Source organism: Mesoterricola silvestris (genome assembly GCF_030295405.1).
In the GTDB taxonomy this organism is placed as follows: Bacteria; Acidobacteriota; Holophagae; order Holophagales; family Holophagaceae; genus Mesoterricola; species Mesoterricola silvestris.
Map to the genome: position 1 here is coordinate 441,303 of NZ_AP027080.1, position 15,844 is coordinate 457,146.

The following is a 15,844-nucleotide window of genomic DNA, read 5'->3' on the forward strand; positions in this document are numbered from 1 at the left end:
GGCGTGGCTTCCCCCTTCACGGGGTTCCGCCTGAAGGTCCTGCAGGTCGCGGGGGGCACCGCCGTGGCCCAGGGCCTCCTGGTGGCGGCCTCCCCCGTCCTCACCCGGCTCTACACCCCCGCGGACTTCGGGGTCCTGGTGGTGTACGTGTCCCTGGTCTCGCTGCTGGTGACCGTGGCCTCCCTGCGCTTCGAGCTGGCGCTCCCGCTGCCCGAGGACGAGGGGGAGGCGGCGGGGCTGCTGCTGCTGTGCGTGGCCCTGGTGGGCCTCACCACGGGCGCGGGGGCCCTGGCCATCCGGGTCTTCAGGGCGCGGATCCTGGGCTGGATGGGGGAGCCGGGCCTGGGGCCCTACCTCTGGCTCGTGCCCGTGAGCACCCTGGGCGCGGGGCTGTACCAGGTGTTCACCTGCTGGGCGATCCGGAAGGAGCGCTACGACCGCATCGCCCGCACCCGCGTCACCCAGGGCCTCACCCAGCTCACGGTGCAGGTGGCCGCGGGCATGCTGGGGCAGGGGCCCGCGGGGCTGCTGGCGGGGGACGCCCTGGGGCGCACCAACGGCACCCGCACCCTGGCCCTCCTGGACTGGCGCCGGGATTGGGCGAGGGTGCGCAGGGCAAGGCCCGCCGACCTCCTGCGGGCCGCCCGTCGCTACCGGAGCTTCCCCCTCTATTCCAGCGGCACGGCCCTCCTCAACACCGTCAACCTGCGCATGCCCGGGCTGCTCCTGGCCATCTGCTACGGCCCGGCCACCGCGGGCTGCTTCGCCCTGGCCCAGCGGGTCTTCGCGCTGCCCAGCTCCATCATCGGGGAATCGGTGGCCCAGGTGTTCTTCGGGGAATCGGCGCAGCTCAAGGGCGCGAGCCTCATGCCCCTTTTCCGGGGCACCGTGAGCCGCATGTTCCTGCTGGGGCTGCCGATCATGGCTCTGTCCTCGGCGGCGGGATGGTTCCTCTTCCCGGCGGTCTTCGGGGCGGCCTGGAAGAGCGCCGGGGTCTTCCTGGTGGCCATCGCCCCCATGGCCCTGGCCCAGTTCACGGGGGCCTGCGTCTCCAGCGCGCTGGTGGTCCTGGAGCGGCAGGACCTGGCCCTGCTGCGGGAGGTGATCCGTTCGCTGCTCTTCTTCGGAGGCATCGGGGCGGCCTGGATCCTGAAGTGGGACGCGCCGTGGGCCGTGGGCCTTTTCGGGCTCACGGGGACGGTGTCCTACGGCCTCTACGGCTGGATCACCTGGTACGCCATCCGGCGCCACGACCGGAACCCGGAGCGGCCATGAGGGGCCTTCCCGTCCCCCTTCCGCCGCGCTTCCTGGCGCTTGGGGCCCTCCTGTTCGCGGGGGCCCTGAAGGGGGGGCCCGTGCTGTCGCGCCTGCCCCTGGACCTGACCCTCCTGGCGGGGACGGCCCTGGGCGGGGTGCTCCTCCTGGCCTGGATGCGGGGGGCCCGGGCCGCTAGCGGATGGGGCCTGGGGCTCACGGGGGTCTGGTACCTCACCTTCCTGCCCGGGGCCGCCCTGGCGGCGCCCACCGCCTATGCCTTCCAGAAGGTGGCCACCCTGTACAGCTTCAGCCTCCTGGCCTCCCTGGCCCCCTTCGTCCTGGTGCGGGACCGGGAGGACCTGCGCGGGCTTCTGAACGCCACGGCCATCTTCTGCATGGTGCTCACCGCCGACGGGCTCCTGGGTCTGGGCCAGGGCGGCCAGCGGCTGGAGACCGCGGGGGGCGGGACCATCGCCCTGGGCCGGGCCGCGGGCTTCCTCTTCCTCTTCGGGGCGCTCCTCCTGGCCCGGCCGGGGCCCCTCTCCCTGCCCCTCCTGGGGCTCACCGGCGCCGCGGCCGTCACGGCGGTCTTCTCCGGGTCCCGGGGGCCCATGGGGGGGGCCCTGCTGGCCCTGGCGGTGGCCCTGGGCCTGGGCCGGCGGGGCACGGGGGCGCCGGCGTCGAGGCTCCTGCTCTGCGCGGGGGCCGTGGCCCTGGCGGTGGGGCTCTCCCTGGCCCTGGCGCCTCCGGGCTCCCTGCAGCGCACCGGGAGCTTCCTGCGGGGGGAATTCGGCACGTCGGAGCGCTACCGCGCGGTGGCGGCCCGGGCCTCCTGGGAGCGCCTGGGAGGCCTGCCCTGGGGGGCCGGCTGGGGCGGTTTCGCCGCCCAGGTGGATCTGGACGGGGGCACCGGCCGCCAGTACCCCCACAACCTCCTCCTGGAGGTGACCCTGGAATCCGGCTGGGCCTGCGGGGCCCTCACCACCCTGGTGCTGGGGGCGGGCCTGGGCGCGGCCTGGACCCGCTCGGACCGGCCCGAAGGGAGGATCCTCCTGGCGGGCCTGGTCTTCTGGATCGTCAACGCCCTGGTGAGCGGGGACGTGAACGACAACCGGCCCCTGTTCGCGTTCCTGTCGGCGGCCCTCTGCCAGGGGGCCCCATGAAGCGCATGGCCGTGGTCACCAGCGCCCACCCCTGGGGGGACCCGCGCGTGTTCGGGCGGGAACTGGCGGCGTGCCTGGAGTGGGGCCTGGAGGTGCACCTCTTCGCGGTGCCGCCGCGGGACGGCTGGCGCCCGGTGCCGGGCCTGCGCCTCCACCCCCTTCCGGACCCGGGCTCCCGGCTGGCGCGGATCCGCGGGGCCCTGGGCCTCTGGCGCGCCGTGCTGCGGGAGGGGCCCTTCCCCCTGGTGCACTTCCACGACCCCGAGCTGCTGCCGGCCATGGCCCTGGTGGGGATCCTGGCGCCGGGGACCTTCCTGCTCTACGACATCCACGAGGACCTGCCGCTGCAGTTCCGGTCCAAGGCCTACCTGCCCCCCTGGGCCCGGCAGCCCCTGGAGCGCCTGGCGGAGTGGGCCTTGGGCCTCGCGGCAAGGCTCTTCGACGGATTCGCCCCGGCCACGGAGGCCATCGCCCGCCCATGGCCCCGGGCGTCCACCCGGGTGGTGCACAACTACCCCCGGGCCGTCTTCCACGTCCCGCCCCGGACCCCGGACCCGCTGCGGGTGCTTTACATGGGCGGGCTTTCCCGGGGGCGGGGGATACCCCTGGCCCTGGAGGCCGTGCGCATCGCCCGGCACCGGGTGCCTGGGCTGCGCCTGGAACTGGCGGGCTGGATCCTGGAGCCGGAGGTGGGGCGCCTGGTGAAGGAGGCCGCCCGGGAAGGGTGGTGCCGGCACCTGGAGACCCTGGAGGCCGGGGCCCTGGCGGCCCACGCCGCCGGGGCCGGCATCGGGCTGGTCACCCTGCTCCCCCAGCCCAACTACCTGGAATCCCTCCCCACCAAGCTCTTCGAGTACATGGCCCTGGGCATCCCCGTGCTGGCCTCGGACTTCCCCCTTTGGCGGGAACTGGTGGGGGAGAGCGGCGCCGGGCGCGTCGTGCGCCCCGAGGCGGGCCCCCTGGCCCAGGCGCTGGTGGCCATGGCCCTGGATCCCGCCGCCCTTCAAGAGCATGCCCGGCGGGGCAGGGCGGCCTACCTGGACCGGTACCGGTGGGAGGTGGAAGCCGCCAACCTCCGGTGGCACCTGGAACGGGCCGGGGCCCTGGAACGCACCTTCCCGAAGGACGACCCATGAACATCCTCCTCGTCAATCCCTATGCCCTGGCCCCGGACCAGCCCGGGGGCACCCGCCACTTCTCCCTGGCCCGGGCCCTCACGGCCATGGGCCATTCGGTGGTCATCGCAGCGGGCAGTTTCGATCACCTCACCCGCACGGGGTCCGTGCCCGCGGGGGAACCGGCCCGGCGCGAGACCCGCGAGGGCGTGGCCTTCATCCGCCTGCGCACCCCGGGGTACCGGGGCAACGGCGCCGGGCGCCTGTGGAACATGCTGGCCTTCGCCCGGGCCGTGGGCACGGTGCTGCCCCGGTACCTGGGGTCCTGGCCGGACGTGGTGGTGGGCAGCAGCCCCCATCCCTTCGGGGCCCGGGCCGCCATGGGCCTGGCCCGGCGGCTGGGAGTGCCCTTCGTGCTGGAGATCCGGGACGTGTGGCCCCGGTCCCTCACGGAGGTGATGGGGGTCTCCCCCCTGCACCCCATCGTCTGGGTCCTGGAGCGCATCGAGCGCGAGCTCTACCGCGGGGCGGACCGCATCGTCACGCTCCTGCCCAAGGTGGCCCGCAGGGTGGAGGAGCGCGGGGGGGATCCCGCGGGCATCACCTGGGTGCCCAACGGCATCGACCTGGCCATGATCCCGCCCCTGGACGAGCCCCGGGACGAGGGCCCCTTCACGGTGATGTACGCGGGGGCCCACGGGGTCACCAACGCCCTGGACGTGCTGGTGGACGCCGCGGCCATCCTCCAGGAGCGGGCCCGGCTCCTGCCCCGGCGTCCGGCCCTGGTGCTGGTTGGCACCGGCCCCGAGAAGCCCCGCCTGGAGGCCAAGGCCCGGCGCCTGGGGCTCTTCAACCTGACCTTCCGGCCCCCGGTGCCCAAGCGGGAGATCTACGGCCTGCTGGCCCGGGCCGACGCGTTCTGGGCCAGCGCGGCGGATTCCGATCTCTGGGAGCACGGCATCAGCTTCAACAAGCTCTACGACTACATGGCCATGGGCCGGCCCACCGTCCTGGGGGTGCGCTGCTCCACCAACCCGATCCTGCTGTCCGGGGGCGGGCTGGTGGTGGCGCCCGGCAGCGCCCAGGCCATGGCGGAGGGGGTGGAGCGGCTCCTCCTGGCCGGCCCCGGGGGCCGCAGGGCCATGGGCGCCAAGGCCCGGGAATTCGTGGAGGCCCACTTCGACATGCGCAGGCTGGCCCAGGCCTTCGAATCCGCGCTGCTGGCCGCGATGGGCGAAGGTTGCGGAGGCGCCCATGCGTCCTGAGTTCCTGCGCCCCGGGGACCCCGCCTGGGCGGCCTTCCTGGAAGGCGCCCCCCACGACTTCTACCATCTCCCGGCCTACGTGGAGCTCTGCGCCCGCATGGACGGGGGCGAAGCCGCGGCCTTCCTGGCCACGGACGGCGGCCGCGCCATGCTCATGCCGCTGGTGCTGCGCCCGGTGCCCGGCGGGCCCTGGCGGGACGCGTGCGCGCCCTACGGGTATCCCTGTCCCCTCTTCCGCGGGGAGCCCTCCCCGGAGGGCGTCGGAGCCTTCCTGGAGGCCTTCGCCGCGGCCGGGGCCGCCGCGGGCCTGGTGAGCGCCTTCTTCCGGTTCCATCCGCTGCTGCCGGTGCCGGAGGGGCCCTTCGAACGGTTCGGAACCGTCGTTGACCACGGCCAGACCGTTTTCCTGGACCTGGACCTGCCCCCGGAGGAACTGGAGCGCCAGACCCGCGTGAACCACCGCGCCGACGCCCGCAAGCTCCTGGCCGGGGGCTTCCGGGTGGAGGTGGACGGGTGGGACCGCCTGGGGGAATTCGCCGGCATCTACGCCGAGACCATGGCCTACCGGGGCTCGGGCGCCGCCTACCGCTTCGGCGCCGCCTACTTCCGGGACCTGCGCGCGTGCCTGGGGGAACGGCTCCACCTGTGCATGGTGGTGGGTCCCGGGGGGGAGGCCGCGGCCGGGGGCCTCTTCACCAACATGGACGGCCTGATGCAGTTCCATCTGGCGGGCACCGCCGCCGCCTTCCGGAGGGCCGGGCCGGCCAAGCTCATGCTCCTGGCCATGCGGGACCAGGCCCGGGCCTGGGGTGCGCGCCGCCTCCACCTGGGCGGAGGCGTGGGCTGCGCCGAGGATTCCCTGGCCTTCTTCAAGCAGGGCTTCTCCCGGCTCCGGAGCCGCTTCGCCACCTACCGCATGGTGCTCCTGCCCCGGGTCTACCGGGACCTCGCGGGGGACCGCACCGGCGATTTCTTCCCCGCCTACCGCCATTCCTGAGGACACCATGGAACCCCAACGCCCCCTGACCCTGCTCCGAACCGCCGCGGGCTCGCCGCCCTCGGTGACCCAGTACCGCGCCTTCCAGGACCTGGGCTGCCGCATCGTAGCCGCCGACTGCGACGGGCGTAGCGTGGGCTTCCGCTTCGCGGACGCCAGCCACGTGGTGCCCCGGGTGGGCGAACCCGCCTACCTGGACCGCATGGTCGACATCTGCCGCCTGGAGGGCGTGGACCTCTTCCTGCCCGCGCTGGACGAGGAACTGGTCCTGTGCGCCTCGAACCTGGCGCGCTTCGAATCCGCCGGGACCCGGGTCCTGGTCTCCGGGCCCCGGGCCCTGGCGGTGTGCACCGACAAGCTGCTCACCTTCGGGATGTTCCGGGACCTGGGCATTCCCACCCCGCGCACGATCGCGGCCGCGGAGTACCGGGAGGGCGCCTTCGCCGCCTACCCCGTGGTGGTGAAGCCCCGGTCGGGCCGGGGCGGCGCGGGCGTGCACGTGGCCCGGGACCACGCCGAGGCCGCGTTCTACGCGGCCCGGGTGCCGGATCCCATCGTCCAGGAACACTGCGCCGGCGAGGAACTGACCCTGGACGTGCTGGCGGACCTGGAGAGCGAACTGGTGGTCCTGTCGCCCCGGCGGCGCCTGGCCGTGGATTCGGGCATCTCGTCCAAGGGCGCCACCTGCTGGCGGGAGGACCTGGTGGAGCCGGTGCGGCGCATGGTCAAGGCCCTGGGCCTGGTGGGGCCGGTGAACGTGCAGTGCTTCGCGGGGGAGACGCCGCGCTTCACGGAGATCAACGCGCGCATCGCCGGCACCGCCATCCTCAGCCAGGCCGCGGGGGTCCCCTACTTCCAGGGCATCCTGGACCTGGGCCGGGGACGGGTCCCGGAGCCCTGGCTCAAGCCGTGCCGGCCGATGGTCATGTACCGGTACTGGGAGGAATCCTTCCAGGCCGGGGGGGACGGGGCATGAACGGCACCCTCCTGGCGGTGGGCTTCGACCTGGACTACACCCTCTGGGACCACGGCGGCTTCGCCGAATCCTTCTTCGGCTCCATCGCGTGGGAGCTGGGGGGGCGCCTGGGCTGCAGCGGGCGCCGGGTGGAGCAGGTGCTCCGCGACACCCTGGCCCGGCTCACGGTTGGCCACCCGCGGATCTTCGATGAGGCCCTGCTCCGCATGGGCGTCGAGGACCCGGTCCTGGTGGCGGAGCTGGTGGAGCGCTACCACCGGCACCGGCCCCCGATGCGGCCCTATCCCGGAGCCCTGGACGCCCTGCGCGACCTGCGCGGGCGGGGCTACCGCACCTTCCTGGTCACCGACGGCCTGAGCGACACCCAGCGCTACAAGGTGGAGGCCCTGGGCCTGATGCCCTGGTTCGACGAACGGGTCTTCACGGGGGATTTTCCCCGCATCCTCCAGAAGCCCAGTCCCTTCCCCTTCCTCCTGGCCTGCCGGAGGCTGGGCGTGGCGCCCCGGCAGTGCGCCTACGTGGGGGACAACCCCCTGTGCGACTTCGAGGGGCCCATGCGTCTGGGGATGCGCACCATCGGCGTGCCCACGGGGCCCTTCGCGGGGCGCCCGGTGCCCCCGGGGCATTCCCCCGAGCGGCGCGTCACCGGCCTCGGGGAGCTGGGGGGGGTGCTGTGAACCGCCTCAAACGCGCCTTCGATCTCGCGGGAAGCCTGGCCCTGCTCGTCGCCCTCGCGCCGGTCCTGGCCGCCGCCGCCCTGGCGGTGGCCCTGGACGGACCGGGGCCCGTCCTCTTCCGCCAGCGGCGCCTGGGCCTGGGGGGGCGCTTCTTCGAGATCCTGAAATTCCGCACCATGATGCCCGGCGACCCGGAGGCGGCGACCTTCCGGGGGGATCCGCGCATCACCCGGGTGGGGGCGAAGCTGCGCGCCTGGCGCATCGACGAGCTGCCCCAGCTGGTCAACGTGCTGCGCGGCGACATGAGCCTCGTGGGCCCGCGGCCCCTCCTGCCGCGCTTCCTGCCCTACTACACCGCCCGGGACCGGCGGCGCCTGGAGGCGACCCCGGGCATGACCGGGTGGCAGCAGGTCAACGGCGCCTCCCGCCACACCTGGCGGGAGCGGGTGGAGCTGGACGTGTGGTACGTGGATCACCAGGGCTTCTGGCTCGATCTGCGCATCCTCCTGCGCACCGTGGGGGTTGTCCTGCGGGCCGACACGGCGTACGCGCCGGACGGCTCCCAGCGCAGCGGCATCCCCGACGGCGCGCCGGGGCCGCGCCCATGAGGCCGGTCACGAAGCTGGTGCTGGCCCCCCACGCCGACGACGAGGTGCTGGGGCTGGGGGGATCCATCGCCCGGTGGGCCCGGGAGGGCCACCCGGTCCACGTGGTGGTGGCCACCCGGGGCTACCCGCCGGTGTGGTCCCCGGACGAGGAGGCCGCCTGCCGCGCCGAGGCCCTGGAGGCCCACGCCCGCCTGGGGGTGGCCTCGGCCCGGTTCCTGGACCTGCCCGCGGCGGAGCTGGACACCCTCATGCACCGGGAGCTGAACCGCCACCTCCTGGACGCGGTGCGGCGCCTGGCCCCGGAGGAACTGTACCTCCCCTTCCTGGGCGACCTTCACCGGGACCACCAGCTGGTGGCCCAGTCGGCCCTGGTGGCCGCGCGCCCCAGCCACTCCGGCTATCCGCGCCGGCTCTACGCGTACGAGACGCTGTCCGAGACCAACTGGAACGCGCCCTCCCTCACCCCGGGGTTCATCCCCAACCACTTCGTGGACATCAGCGGCACCCTGGAGGAGAAGCTGGGCGCCTTCGCCGCCTTCCGGTCCCAGGTGAAGGCCCCGCCCCACGAGCGCTCCCTGGAAGCCCTGCGCGCCCTGGCCGTCCTGAGGGGCGCCACCGTGGGCCTGGCCGCGGCCGAGGCTTTCGTCACCATTCGCACCGTCGCCTGACGGGGAGGATCCCATGCTCCAGACATCCGCCATCACCATGTCCAGCGCCGACCTGGACGAGAGCGACATCCGCTCCGTCGTGGAGGTGCTCCGGGGCGGCCGCCTCGCCCTGGGGCCCGCGGCCGGCGCCTTCGAGGAGGCCGTGGCCGCCTACGCGGGCGTCGAGCACGCCGTGGCGGTGAGCTCGGGCACCGCCGCCCTGCACCTTATCATCAAGGCCCTGGGGCTGGGTCCCGGGGACGAGGTGCTGGTGCCCAGCTTCACCTTCGCGGCCTCCGTCAACGCCATCCTCTACGAGGGCGCCACCCCCGTGTTCGTGGAGGCCGAGCCCGCCACCTTCAACCTGGACGTGGAGGACCTGGAGCGGCGCGTCACGCCCCGCACCCGGGCCATCCTGGCCGTGGACGTCTTCGGCCACCCCGCGGACTGGGACGGCCTGGAGCGGGTGGCGCGCAGGCACGGCCTCCTCCTGGTGGACGACTGCTGCGAGGCCCTGGGCGCCGAGTACCGGGGCCGCAGACTGGGCTCCTTCGGCGCCGCCGGCGCCTTCGCGTTCTACCCCAACAAGCAGATCACCACCGGGGAGGGGGGCATGGTGGTCACCTCCGACGCGCGCCTGGCCTCGCTGTGCCGGAGCCTGGCCAACCAGGGCCGGGAGGAGGGCTCCAGCTGGCTCCACCACGGCCTCCTGGGCCACAACTACCGCATGGACGAGATGAGCGCCAGCCTCGGGCTGAGCCAGATGGCGCGCCTGGAAGGAATCCTGGCGCGCAGGGAGCGGGTGGCCGCGATGTACGGCGAGCGCCTGCCGAGGGTGGCCGGGGTCCGTCCGCCCCGGGTCCTGCCCCACGTGCGGGTGAGCCGGTTCGTGTACGTGGTGACCCTGGACGAGGGCCTCGACCGGGACCGGACCCTGGAGGCCATGGAGGCCGAGGGCGTCCCCGCCCGCGGCTACTTCGCCCCCATCCACACCCAGCCCTACATCCGGGAGCGCCTGGGCGATCTGGCGGGCACGCTCCCGGTCACCGAGGGCCTGGCGCGGCGGACCTTGGCCCTCCCCTTCCACAACCGCCTGGGCGAAGCGGACGTGGAACACGTGCTGGCGGTGCTGGGGAGGAGCCTGAGGGCGGGGAGCTGATAGCCGGGCCTTCCCGCGCCGGCCGTCCCGTTTCTGGATTCCGGATCCAGGAACGGGACTTCGCATGCCCGCTTCATTATTTAAATACAGGGAATAGTTAACTAACCTTATCCAGGAGGGTTGGCACCGCCCTTGCTCCTTTCCTGTCGGCCGCGCCCTGCCGGGCGCGGCGTCCGGGGAGCCCGGACCGGTTCGCGATACGGCCCAGCCGCAGCTGCGGCGGGCCCTGGAGGAGGTGCGCCCATGGAAATGTTCAAAGCTGTCCTGTTCACCGCAAGCCTGGTGGCCCTCGGGTGCTCCGGGCAATCCGCCCAGGGCGGCAGCAGCGCGGGCCCGGCCGCGGTCCCGGTGCTGACGGCGGGGGCCTCCCTCGCCGACACGGGGTTCATCCGCACCCCGGCCCTGGTGTCGGCGGGCATGACGCAGATCCTGGCGTACGTCCCGGCCCAGGCGGGGGCCACCTACCGGTGGTCGGTGGCCAACGGGACCCTCTCCGGGGTGACGGTGAACGCCGCCGCCTACTTCAACGCCCCGGCCTCGGGGACGGTCACCCTCACCTGCGCGGTGACCCTGGCCGGGGTGGTCTCCACCTACACCCAGTCCGTTCCGGTGGTGCCCGTCCTGCCCCTGACGCCCTTCTACTACGGATCGGGCTTCAGCGCCGACTCCCTGGCCAACACGGTGGTGGGCGGGCCCAGCGCCAACGTGGTGAGCTACCGCTTCCAGGCCCGGTACACCTCGCCCCTGGAGGGCTTCCGCATCTTCTTCATCTGGTCCTCCACCAAGGTGGGCTACAACGCCGGCCTGGGCGGCACCATCCGGGTGGATCTCCTGGCCGACGACGGCACGGCCGCCCACCAGCCGTCCGGTCCCGCCCTCGCCTCCACCTCCTATGGAAACATCATTCCCCAGAACAACTTCTACCCGAAGCTCACCTTCCCCAGCCCCGTGGCCCTCAAGGGCGGCGGCCTGTACCACCTGGTCTTCACCAACATCGACTCGGACCCCGTCGGCAACTACATCTCCCTGGACACCCTCTACACCAACGCCCAGACCGCGCCCATGCAGCCCGTCATCGCCGACGCGAATTTCGCGGTGCTGTTCCGGCCCGCCGGCGGCGCCTGGAGGGTCCGGCAGGGCTACACCCCCACCCTGGAACTGGACTATGCGACGGGCAGCCAGGGCAACGGCTACATGGAGGTGTGGTCCAGCAATCCCAAGACCATCTCCGGCGCCGCCTCGGTGCGGGAAACCTTCAAGGTCACCGGGCCCAGCCGGGACTTCAGCCGGGTCAAGCTCCGGCTCGCCCGCACCGCCGGCACCGGTCCCTTGACCGTGCGGGTGGAAGAAGCGGACGGCACCCCCGTGGACCAGGTGGACCTTCCCGCCTCCGGGTTCCCCCAGGGCGTCCAGGCCTGGGCCACGGCCGTCTTCCCCCTCAGCCACGTGCTGAATTCGGGCGTGGCCTACCATCTGGTCCTGTCCAGCCCGGCGGGCACCACCTATGCCGCCTTCCCCCTGCGCAAGGGGCTGGACAAGGGCTTCTCCACCTCCACGGTCTTCCCCGACGGCCACGCGCAGTTCACCACCACCGGCGCCGCGGGCTGGCAGGGCTGGGACATGTGGGGCACCCCGAACCTCACCTTCAGCGATCTCCAGTTCGCCTTCGTACCCTGAACCCCCTCCCCGGCATCCAAGCTCCGACGATCGTGATGCCATGCGCGTGCCGGCCCTCATCCTGCTTCCCCTGCTCCTCGCGGCCCAGGCCCGGTTCTACGGGCCCTGCACCCAGGGGGATTCCCTGGCCAACACGCCCATCGGGCCCTCGGGCAATGAAGTGAGCTACCGGTTCCGGGCCGGGCCGGGCGGTCCCCTCCGGGGCGTCCGGCCCTTCCTCATCTGGAGCTTCCGCAAGGCCGGCTACCACGGGGGCACCGGCGGGACCCTGCGCATCGAGATCCAGAGCGACGACGGCAGCCCCGCCCACCTCCCCTCGGGCCAGGTGCTGGCCTCCAATCGCCAGACGCTCAACCTGGTGGCCACCAGCGATCAGTTCTACCCCCTCATCACCTTCGACCGGACCCCCGTGCTCCAGCCCGGCACCCTCTACCATGCGGTGTTCTCCAACATCGATCCCCGCCGGGCCGCCAACTTCGTGTCCCTCAACGCCATCTTCAGCCGGGTGGCGGATACCCCCCTCCAGCCCTCCCGGTCCGACGAGGACTGGGCCATGCTCTTCCGGAACACGGCCCACCCCCGCTGGGAGCTCCGCCGCTCGCCGGGCACCCGGGAAGGGTTCACCCCCATTCTGGAGATCTACTACGATGGCGGCCGCTCCCAGGGGGTGGGCTACGTGGAGTTCTGGATGGGCGCCCCCCGGCCCATCGCCGGCCCGGACGCGGTGGGGGAGGTCTTCACCGTGGCCGGGACCTCCCGGAAGGTGGAGGCGGTGGATCTGCGGGTGCGCAGGCTGGGGGGGAAGGGGCCCCTGGCGGTGCGCCTGGAAACGGCCGAGGGCAAACCCGTGGCGGAAGCCTCCTGCCTGGAAAGTGCACCCGCTCCCAGCGCCTCCTGCTCCCTGGGGGGATGCGGGTGGGTGGAGGCCGCCTTCCCGCGCCCGCCGCCCACCCTGGAGGCGGGGCGCACCTACCGCCTGGTGCTGGCCGCCCACGGAGACGGGCGCTTCGAAGCCTTTCCCATGCGCAAGGGGTTGGACAAGGGCTTCACCGCCGCCGCCGTGTTCCCGGATGGGCATGCGGTCTTCAAGGATGCGGGCGGCTGGAAGGGCTGGACCCAGTGGGGGCAGTCCAACCGGGAGGATTCGGATCTTCAGTTTTATTTCAAGTTGTCATCGAAATGAAATTCCGGAGGCCGTATGGGTTGCGGTATATTATTAATTAATAATACTGTGGGGTGCGCCGATTCCAGGCCCCTTCCCAGCATCGTCTCCCAATGCGCATACCGTGGTTGCAACCCCTGTTCCTCCGATCAGGCCCGAAACTGGGCTGGGGAATCCTGGTTGCCGGCGGCCTCCTCGCCGCCTTCGGGCTGGTGGCTTCTCACGGGATGAAGGCGGGAAACGGGCGCACCCTGCTCCTGGCGGCCACCGTGGCGGCGGTGGGCCTTACGGCCGTGGCGGCCCTGGAAAATGCCAGGCTTCGCGCGGGCCGGCGGGACCTCGGGGCCCTGCGGGAGCTTTTCCGGGAATCGCCCGTGCCCGTATGTATCCTGGACCGCCAGGGACGGGTCCAGGGCACCTGGAACCCCGCCGCCGAGAACCGCTTCGGGCGCACGGCCGCCGGGGCGCAGGGACGGCCCTTGCCCGTGTTTCTGCCGGGCGGCCCGGAGGAGGCGGAAACCCTCCTTGGACGCGCCTTCCGGGGGGAGGCCCTCACGGGTATCCAGGCCCAGGGGCGACCCAAGGTCGGGCCCCCCTTCCCCCTGACCCTCCACCTGACGCCCCTCCGGGGGCGGGAGGGCCGGGTGGAGGCCATGCTCGTTTTCCTGCTCGATGCCAGCGAGTTCCGGGAACTCAGGGAACAACTCCTGCACAGCCAAAAACTGGAAACCGCCGGAGCCCTCCTCAGCGCCGTCACCCACGATGTGAACAACATCCTGGTGGCCATCCTGGGCTGCAACGAACTCCTGCTCCAGGACCCCCTCCTCACCCCGGGCCAGAAGCGGAGGCTGGAAACCATCCACCGGGGCGCCAACCGGGGCCACGCCCTGGCCGGCAGGCTCCTGCGCTATGTGCGCAAGGCCCCCCAGGAACGGTGCCCCACGGACCTCAATGAACTGGTGCAGGAGGTCATGGCGCTCATGGGGGAATCGGCGGGTCCCGGATTGTCCGTGCGGGCCCACCTGGACCCGGAATTGCCCGCCCCCCTGGTGGAACCCTCCGAGATCCACCAGGTCATCATGAACCTGGGGGCCAACGCCCGGGACGCCATGCCCGGGGGCGGCGACCTCACCTTCCGCACCCGCCTGGCGGAACCGGGAGAGGCCCCCGGCCTTCCCCACCCGGCGGTGCTCCTGGAGGTCCAGGACACCGGCGTGGGGATCCCCCTGGAGGTGCGCAAACGCATGTTCGACCCCTTCTTCACCACCAAGCCCGAAGGCCAGGGCACCGGCCTGGGCCTGGCCGTGGTGGACCGAATCGTCAAATCCCACGGCGGCCACGTGCGCTGCACCAGCCGGGTGGGAGAAGGCGCACTTTTCCAGGTGTTCCTGCCGGTGGGCTAGCGCCCCACGCAGGCTCGGGCATAGGTTCGCACCACCAACACCAGCTCGCTTTGGATCGCCTTGGATTGCTCTTCCATCATGTCCGCCTCCAGCAGCCGCCGCTTCACGCCGCCAATGATGCTCTGCAGCATCGTGGCCATCAAGGTCGGGTCTGTCTTCAACCTCTCCGGCGCGCTCTGCAGCAGGCCAACAAGCGCCTCTCTGGCTCGCGCCTCCGCATCGGCCGCGATCTTCCCACCCTCCACATCGGAACTCACCGCAAACAGCGCGCGCCCCTTCCTGGGGTCACGCATCTTCACCGCCAGGAATGCCACCGCCAGCGCCTCTGCCATCCTTTCCACCGGCTGGCCACGCTGCACGACGCAGACCCTGTCCACCTCCGCGAGGATCTCGTCCAGATGGAGTTTCAGGGCAGCCCGCAGCAAGGCTCTCTTGTTCGGGAAGTACTGGTACAGGGTTCCCACGGACACTCCGGCCCGCACCGCCACCCGCGTTGTCGTCAGCTTCTCCTTTCCAACCTTGACCAAAACCTGAACAGTCGCCTTCAGGATCGCGTCCACGCTTGCGGCGGAACGAGCCTGGACCGGCGTTTTTCTTGGCTCTGAGTGGGTTGCTGTCTTTCGCGCCAAATGCGAACTCCTAATCTGAAGGTTTCTTCATCTAATATAGGCAGGACGACACCGCGAGTCATTCTCAATTGGAGCCACGCCCATGATTGGACAACCCCAGATCTTCGACACCTTCCATTTCCCCGGCACAACCCACACCGTCCGTCGCATCGGGTACGGCGCCATGCAGCTCGCCGGGCCCAACGTCTTCGGCCCGCCCCGTGACCGCTCCGAAGCCATCGCCGTCCTGCGCGAGGCGATCGCTTCCGGCGTCAACCACATCGACACCAGCGACTTCTACGGCCCGCACATCACCAACCAGATCATCAAGGAAGCGCTGCATCCCTACCCGAAAGAGCTCACCCTCGTCACCAAGGTCGGTGCCCGCCGGGGAGATGACGGCTCGTGGATTCTGGACCGTTCCCGTGAAAACCTGGTCAAGAGCGTTCACGACAACCTGCGCAACCTCGGCCTCGAAACCCTCGACATCGTCAACCTCCGCATGGGCGGCCGTTCCGGCCCGGAGCCCGGATCCCTTGCGGAACCCCTCGAGGTGCTCCTCGACCTCAAGCAGCAAGGCCTCCTTCGCCACATCGGCCTCAGCACCGTCACGCCGGACCAGTGCGCCGAGGCCCAATCCCTCACCAACGTCGTCTGCGTTCAAAACTTCTACAATCTTGCCAACCGCGCCGACGACGCCTTCATCGACGACCTCGCCACCCAAAACATCGCCTATGTCCCCTACTTCCCCCTTGGCGGCTTCACCCCGCTGCAGTCCACTGTCCTGGTCACCGTCGCAGCCTCGCTCGGCGTCACCCCCATGCAGGTCGCGCAGGCCTGGCTCCTGCATCGCTCCCCCAACATCCTGCTCATCGCAGGAACCTCCAGCCGCACCCATCTGCGCGAAAACCTGAGCGTGGCCCAAATAACCCTCCCCCCCGAGGTCATCGCCCCGCTCGATTCCATCGGCGTCGCAACCAAGTAATCCAGCTTCGGCGCCCATCAGCACACGTGTCGAACCACGCGAAGCGACCCCCCAAGCTGGGTCGGGGCCAATGGGTGACAACCCGGCCCTCCGGACCAGGTGTGAGCTTTCCGTTGCCGCGGGCCATGGCCCGCGGCAACGAACC

General features: G+C 71.7%; 15 protein-coding genes. 14 read left to right on the forward strand and 1 reads right to left on the reverse strand.

The window, feature by feature from the left end:
* Positions 1-3: 3 nt before the first annotated feature.
* The 13 genes from R2J76_RS02035 to R2J76_RS02095 all read left to right on the forward strand — a co-directional run bounded on the left by R2J76_RS02035 (position 4) and on the right by R2J76_RS02095 (position 14,106).
* Positions 4-1,275: a lipopolysaccharide biosynthesis protein gene (locus R2J76_RS02035; RefSeq protein ID WP_316414105.1), complete on the forward strand. Its 1,272-nt coding sequence runs from the start codon at positions 4-6 to the stop codon at positions 1,273-1,275.
* The gene (locus tag R2J76_RS02040) at positions 1,272-2,420 is read left to right on the forward strand and encodes an O-antigen ligase family protein (RefSeq protein ID WP_316414106.1); all 1,149 of its coding nucleotides are present in this window, start codon (positions 1,272-1,274) and stop codon (positions 2,418-2,420) included. The genes R2J76_RS02035 and R2J76_RS02040 overlap by 4 nt, the downstream gene beginning before the upstream one ends.
* On the forward strand, positions 2,417-3,556 hold the full coding sequence (locus tag R2J76_RS02045; RefSeq protein WP_316414107.1) for a glycosyltransferase: 1,140 nt from the start codon (positions 2,417-2,419) through the stop codon (positions 3,554-3,556). The genes R2J76_RS02040 and R2J76_RS02045 overlap by 4 nt, the downstream gene beginning before the upstream one ends.
* The gene (locus R2J76_RS02050) at positions 3,553-4,800 is read left to right on the forward strand and encodes a glycosyltransferase family 4 protein (protein ID WP_316414108.1); all 1,248 of its coding nucleotides are present in this window, start codon (positions 3,553-3,555) and stop codon (positions 4,798-4,800) included. Before R2J76_RS02045 ends, R2J76_RS02050 begins: the two co-directional genes overlap by 4 nt.
* Positions 4,790-5,797, forward strand: a complete 1,008-nt coding sequence (locus R2J76_RS02055; RefSeq protein ID WP_316414109.1) for a GNAT family N-acetyltransferase — start codon at positions 4,790-4,792, stop codon at positions 5,795-5,797. The genes R2J76_RS02050 and R2J76_RS02055 overlap by 11 nt, the downstream gene beginning before the upstream one ends.
* 7 nt (positions 5,798-5,804) lie before the next feature.
* A complete protein-coding gene (locus R2J76_RS02060; RefSeq protein WP_316414111.1) occupies positions 5,805-6,773 on the forward strand; it encodes an ATP-grasp domain-containing protein in 969 nt (322 codons plus the stop codon).
* Positions 6,770-7,450: an HAD family hydrolase gene (locus tag R2J76_RS02065; RefSeq protein WP_316414112.1), complete on the forward strand. Its 681-nt coding sequence runs from the start codon at positions 6,770-6,772 to the stop codon at positions 7,448-7,450. The genes R2J76_RS02060 and R2J76_RS02065 overlap by 4 nt, the downstream gene beginning before the upstream one ends.
* Positions 7,447-8,058, forward strand: a complete 612-nt coding sequence (locus R2J76_RS02070) for a sugar transferase (protein ID WP_316414113.1) — start codon at positions 7,447-7,449, stop codon at positions 8,056-8,058. Before R2J76_RS02065 ends, R2J76_RS02070 begins: the two co-directional genes overlap by 4 nt.
* Positions 8,055-8,726 carry a PIG-L deacetylase family protein gene (locus R2J76_RS02075; RefSeq protein WP_316414114.1) on the forward strand — a complete coding sequence of 224 codons (672 nt, stop codon included), beginning with the start codon at positions 8,055-8,057 and terminating at the stop codon, positions 8,724-8,726. The genes R2J76_RS02070 and R2J76_RS02075 overlap by 4 nt, the downstream gene beginning before the upstream one ends.
* Before the next feature lie 13 nt (positions 8,727-8,739).
* Positions 8,740-9,864: a DegT/DnrJ/EryC1/StrS family aminotransferase gene (locus tag R2J76_RS02080; protein WP_316414115.1), complete on the forward strand. Its 1,125-nt coding sequence runs from the start codon at positions 8,740-8,742 to the stop codon at positions 9,862-9,864.
* Positions 9,865-10,113: 249 nt separating this feature from the next.
* Positions 10,114-11,541 (forward strand): hypothetical protein, encoded by a 1,428-nt coding sequence (locus R2J76_RS02085; protein WP_316414116.1) that lies wholly within the window; start codon positions 10,114-10,116, stop codon positions 11,539-11,541.
* Between the two features lie 40 nt (positions 11,542-11,581).
* Complete coding sequence (locus tag R2J76_RS02090) at positions 11,582-12,724, forward strand: hypothetical protein (protein ID WP_316414118.1); 1,143 nt, start codon at positions 11,582-11,584, stop codon at positions 12,722-12,724.
* A gap of 206 nt (positions 12,725-12,930) precedes the next feature.
* Positions 12,931-14,106: a two-component system sensor histidine kinase NtrB gene (locus R2J76_RS02095; protein WP_316414119.1), complete on the forward strand. Its 1,176-nt coding sequence runs from the start codon at positions 12,931-12,933 to the stop codon at positions 14,104-14,106.
* Here the strand turns inward: R2J76_RS02095 and R2J76_RS02100 are convergent.
* Positions 14,103-14,666: a TetR/AcrR family transcriptional regulator gene (locus tag R2J76_RS02100; protein WP_316414120.1), complete on the reverse strand. Its 564-nt coding sequence runs from the start codon at positions 14,664-14,666 to the stop codon at positions 14,103-14,105. The two genes, R2J76_RS02095 and R2J76_RS02100, sit on opposite strands and share 4 nt — an antisense overlap.
* A 151-nt stretch (positions 14,667-14,817) precedes the next feature.
* Here R2J76_RS02100 and R2J76_RS02105 point away from each other — a divergent pair, with 151 nt between their 5' ends.
* Entirely contained in the window at positions 14,818-15,699 is an 882-nt protein-coding gene (locus tag R2J76_RS02105; protein ID WP_316414121.1) for an aldo/keto reductase family oxidoreductase, read from the forward strand.
* Positions 15,700-15,844: the final 145 nt, after the last annotated feature.

Excerpts from the sequence above, each read along its gene's own strand:
- R2J76_RS02055 (WP_316414109.1), top strand. The coding sequence starts at position 4,790 with ATGCGTCCTGAGTTCCTGCGCCCCGGGGACCCCGCCTGGGCGGCCTTC.
- R2J76_RS02090 (WP_316414118.1), top strand. The coding sequence starts at position 11,582 with ATGCGCGTGCCGGCCCTCATCCTGCTTCCCCTGCTCCTCGCGGCCCAG.
- R2J76_RS02075 (WP_316414114.1), top strand. The coding sequence starts at position 8,055 with ATGAGGCCGGTCACGAAGCTGGTGCTGGCCCCCCACGCCGACGACGAG.
- R2J76_RS02080 (WP_316414115.1), top strand. The coding sequence starts at position 8,740 with ATGCTCCAGACATCCGCCATCACCATGTCCAGCGCCGACCTGGACGAG.
- R2J76_RS02050 (WP_316414108.1), top strand. The coding sequence starts at position 3,553 with ATGAACATCCTCCTCGTCAATCCCTATGCCCTGGCCCCGGACCAGCCC.
- R2J76_RS02085 (WP_316414116.1), top strand. The coding sequence starts at position 10,114 with ATGTTCAAAGCTGTCCTGTTCACCGCAAGCCTGGTGGCCCTCGGGTGC.
- R2J76_RS02065 (WP_316414112.1), top strand. The coding sequence starts at position 6,770 with ATGAACGGCACCCTCCTGGCGGTGGGCTTCGACCTGGACTACACCCTC.
- R2J76_RS02095 (WP_316414119.1), top strand. The coding sequence starts at position 12,931 with ATGAAGGCGGGAAACGGGCGCACCCTGCTCCTGGCGGCCACCGTGGCG.
- R2J76_RS02040 (WP_316414106.1), top strand. The coding sequence starts at position 1,272 with ATGAGGGGCCTTCCCGTCCCCCTTCCGCCGCGCTTCCTGGCGCTTGGG.
- R2J76_RS02060 (WP_316414111.1), top strand. The coding sequence starts at position 5,805 with ATGGAACCCCAACGCCCCCTGACCCTGCTCCGAACCGCCGCGGGCTCG.
- R2J76_RS02105 (WP_316414121.1), top strand. The coding sequence starts at position 14,818 with ATGATTGGACAACCCCAGATCTTCGACACCTTCCATTTCCCCGGCACA.
- R2J76_RS02045 (WP_316414107.1), top strand. The coding sequence starts at position 2,417 with ATGAAGCGCATGGCCGTGGTCACCAGCGCCCACCCCTGGGGGGACCCG.